The sequence below is a fragment of the Brevundimonas sp. CURTG3B2_SDJG genome (assembly GCF_057364705.1).
This window is the reverse complement of sequence record NZ_JBNFOJ010000268.1, coordinates 1-3,735: the sequence shown is the minus strand read 5'-3', so window position 1 is coordinate 3,735 and position 3,735 is coordinate 1. Positions and strand designations below refer to the sequence as shown.

Sequence of the window (3,735 nt, the reverse complement as noted above, 5' to 3'; positions counted from 1 at the left end):
GCCATCCGCCACGGCCTGTCGCACGCCCTGACGCACTACGAGCCGGAACTGCGCAAGGTTCTGAAACCGCACGGCTTCCTGACCCGCGACAGCCGCGTCGTCGAGCGCAAGAAGTACGGCCCCGGCGTAGCCCGCGCCCATGACCAGGCCCAGGATCGCGATCGGAGTGCGGCGGCTGCGGAAGCCGTCGGCCCAGACCGCCAGCAGGGGCCCGGTCACGATTCGGCCCAGCATGGGCGCGGCCAGCAGCAGGCCGATGGCCGCGCCGCTCAACCCTTGCGCGCGAAACCACAGGCCTGCAAACGGAAGGGACACCCCACTGGCGCCGAAGAGCAACACGTACTGCAAAGCCATGCGCCGGGCGGAGGTCATGGCGCTGCGAATAGCAGACGCGTCGGATTCTGTCGGCTAGCGTCGCGTCATGACGGTGACCCGCACTCTCGCGGCCTTCGCGGCCCTGAACGGCGCCATGGCCGTGGGCGTCGGGGCCTTCGCCGCTCATGGCGCGGGTCCGGCGATCAAGAGCCTGCTGACCACGGGCGCACAGTACCAAATGGCCCACGCCCTGTTGGCCCTGGTCTGCGCCATCTGGCCCGGGCGGGGCCGGCTGGCGGAGATCGCCGGCTGGCTGGCGGCGTCAGGCGGGCTGATCTTCGCCCTGGCGCTGTCGTCGATCGGCCTGCTGGGCCTGTCGGTCATGGGGGCGGTCGCCCCGATCGGCGGCGTTCTGATGATCGCCGCTTGGCTTTTGCTCGCCTTTGCCGCATTGCGGTCACAGTCTCACACCGCCTGAGCGGCTCGCAGAAAGACCCGATTACAGTATGGCCTTCCCCGCGCCCGAAACACCCCGCCGCGACCTGTATCCCGAAATCGAACCCTACGCCTCCGGCTTCATGCAGACCGGAAGCATCCACGAGGTCTACTACGAGGAATGCGGCAATCCGCAGGGCCTGCCGGTGGTCGTCCTGCACGGCGGCCCAGGCGGAGCGGTCAATCCGGGGATGCGGCGCTATTTCGACCCGGCCAAGTACCGGATCGTCCTGTTCGACCAGCGCGGCTGCGGCCAGAGCCGACCCAACGCCTCGCTGGAAGAGAACACCACCTGGACCCTGATCGAGGACATCGAGCGCCTGCGCGAGCTGCTGGGCGTCGACAAGTGGGCGGTGTTCGGCGGCAGCTGGGGCTCCACCCTGTCCCTGGCCTACGCCATCACCCACCCCGAACGGGTCACGGCCTTGCTGCTGCGCGGCATCTTCCTGCTGACCAAGCCGGAGCTGCACTGGTTCTACCAAGACGGCGCCTCGCAAATCTTCCCGGACGCCTGGGAGCGCTTCCTGGAGCCGATCCCCGAGGACGAGCGGCATGACCTGATGGGCGCCTACTACAAGCGCCTGACCGGGACCGACAAGGCCCAGCGCGAGCGCTGCGCCATCGCCTGGTCCAGCTGGGAAGGCGACACTGTCAGCGTCCAGGGTCCCGACGCCCGGCCCGACAAGTTCGCCGAGCCCGAGTTCGCCGTCGCCTTCGCCCGCATCGAGTGCTGGTACTTCATGAACGGCGGCTTCTTCCCCGAGGAAGGCTGGCTGCTGAAGAACATCGGCCGCATCCGCCACATCCCCTGCTGGATCGCTCAGGGCCGCTTCGACGTCGTCACCCCGATCACCAGCGCCTGGGCCCTGCACCGCGCCTGGCCGGAAGCCAAGCTGGACATCGTCAAGGACGCCGGCCACGCGTCCAGCGAGCCGGGCATCGTCGACAGCCTGGTGCGCGCGACCGACTGGGCGGCGGGGCTGTAGTCGATCGCGCCTCGCCCGGCCGCCGGGAGCGGCGACTAGTGGTTAGTGGTTAGTGGCTAGTGGCTGGAACCACCGCGTCCGGATGAAGCGCCGGCGGCTGACCATCAACCACTAGCCACTAGCCACTAACCACTCACTTCGGATTGGTCTTCTCGACCAGTTCCGACAGCTGGAAGCCGATCCGGCGGGCGGGGCGCTCGTCGGGCTTCTTGCGGGCGTCCAGCAGGACGTTGATCTGGGCGTAGTGCTGGATCAGGCGCACCGGTCGCCCTTCCCCGTTCTTGCCCAGAAACAGGATGAAGTCCGGCCCCCAGAAGCCGACGTCCTCGATCTGCATGACGCCGTCGCCGGGCAGGCCGACGATGCGGGCGCCGACCTCCTCGTCCTTGTCCAGACCCTTCTCGTAGTCCTCGATCAGCTTGGAGAGGCGCACGAAAGCCCATTCCGCGGGGTTCTCGCGCATGCGCACCCCGTCGGTCAGGGCCGAGGCCTGCTCGGGCGTGGCGGTGGGCAGGACCGGCTCCGGGCAGGGCTTGTCGCCGCAGTCGGAGAACATCGAGGCCGGAGCGACGACGGGCGCATCGGGCTGGGAAGCGTCGGACATGAGCCCAACCTAATCATTCCCCCGGCGTCGGGCCAGCAGCCGCGGCGCCGCGGACGCCGCCGGACGCCGCGCCCCGTTCATCTAGAGCAGTCCCCTGGCTCTTCGGCAGCTCGGCGTAGCGGTGGACGCGGGTGGACAGCACCAGGGCGAAGCCGAACATCACCGTCATCATCGACGACCCGCCGTAGGACAGCAGCGGCATGGGCACGCCCACGACCGGCGCGAGCCCCATCACCATCGCCCCATTGATCAGCACGAAGATGGCGAAGAAGGCGGTCATGCCCGCGGCGGCGATCCGCCCGAAATGGCTGTGCGCCAAGGATGCGATCCTGAGCGCGATCAGGATGACGCCGACGTAGCAGGCCAGGGTGAAGAAGGAGCCGACGAAGCCGAACTCCTCGGCCACCGTGGAGAAGATGAAGTCTGTGTGCCGCTCGGGCAGGAACTCCAGCTGGCTCTGGCTGCCCAGGCCGTAGCCCTTGCCCAGGAAGCCGCCCGAGCCGAGCGCGATCTTGGACTGGATGATGTTGTAGCCCGTGCCGGTGGGGTCCGATCCGGGGTTGAGGAAGGTCAGCACCCGGTTGCGCTGGTAGTCGTGCATGCCGAACATCACGAACAGAGGCACAAAGACCACCGCCGCCCCGCCCGCCGCGGCGATGACGCGCCAGCTGAGGCCGGCCACGAACATGACCGCCGCCCCGGTCAGGCCGATGACCATCGCCGAGCCCAGGTCGGGCTGCTTGGCGACCAGCAGGAAGGGCACGCCGATCATCGCCGCCGGGATCAGCAGCTTCCACGACCATTTGGCCTCCTGGGCGGTGTGGTTGTGGTACCAGCGCGCCAGGGCCAGCACGAGGCCCAGCTTCATGAACTCGGCCGGCTGGATGCGGATGAAGCCCAGGTTCAGCCAGTTCTTGGCCCCGCCGGCCGTGTAGCCCAGCGGCGTGAACTCGATCATCAGCACCAGGAGCAACAGCACGCCGTACATCGGATAGGCGGCGCGGAACCACCACTTCGGGTGGACCATAGCTAATGCCAGCATGACCGCCAGAAGGGCGCCGAAGCGGATCACGTGCTTGACCGCCCAGGGCTGCCAGTGGCCGCCGGCGATCGAATACAGCATGGCCGCGCCGACGCAGGCGATGGCGCACAGCAGGCCGATCAGCCGCCAGTCCAGCTCGGCGATCTTGGTCGAAAGCCGTCCCGCTCGCCGGGACGCGTGAGGGCCGAGGCGGTCATTGCGGGGGCTCGCCGGTGTAGGGACGCGGTCCGGCGGGCGCCGGAGACGGGGCCGGAGACGGGGTCGCAGCGCTGATGTCCGGGCCGGGCGCGGCG

Annotated in this window: 3 protein-coding genes and 3 pseudogenes; 3 read left to right on the top strand and 3 right to left on the bottom strand. The window is 68.7% G+C overall.

Annotated elements, in window-relative coordinates; translation table 11 throughout:
• A pseudogene (gene rpsI, locus AC2W7C_RS14760) lies at positions 1-159 on the top strand (30S ribosomal protein S9); the annotation flags it as partial.
• 27 nt (positions 160-186) lie between these two features.
• Here the strand turns inward: rpsI and AC2W7C_RS14755 are convergent.
• A pseudogene (locus tag AC2W7C_RS14755) lies at positions 187-354 on the bottom strand (MFS transporter); the annotation flags it as partial.
• Positions 355-421: 67 nt separating this feature from the next.
• Here AC2W7C_RS14755 and AC2W7C_RS14750 point away from each other — a divergent pair.
• Positions 422-793, top strand: coding sequence for a DUF423 domain-containing protein (locus AC2W7C_RS14750; protein WP_486002094.1), 372 nt, complete (start codon positions 422-424; stop codon positions 791-793).
• 28 nt (positions 794-821) lie between these two features.
• Positions 822-1,796 (top strand): prolyl aminopeptidase, encoded by a 975-nt coding sequence (pip, locus tag AC2W7C_RS14745; protein WP_486002093.1) that lies wholly within the window; start codon positions 822-824, stop codon positions 1,794-1,796.
• Positions 1,797-1,929: 133 nt separating this feature from the next.
• On the opposite strand, the gene AC2W7C_RS14740 is transcribed toward pip, so the two are convergent.
• Both AC2W7C_RS14740 and rodA read right to left on the bottom strand, forming a co-directional pair.
• A complete protein-coding gene (locus AC2W7C_RS14740; RefSeq protein ID WP_486002092.1) occupies positions 1,930-2,400 on the bottom strand; it encodes a DUF6173 family protein in 471 nt (156 codons plus the stop codon).
• A gap of 91 nt (positions 2,401-2,491) precedes the next feature.
• Positions 2,492-3,639 (bottom strand): annotated as a pseudogene (gene rodA / locus AC2W7C_RS14735) (rod shape-determining protein RodA); the annotation flags it as partial.
• Positions 3,640-3,735 lie beyond the last annotated feature (96 nt).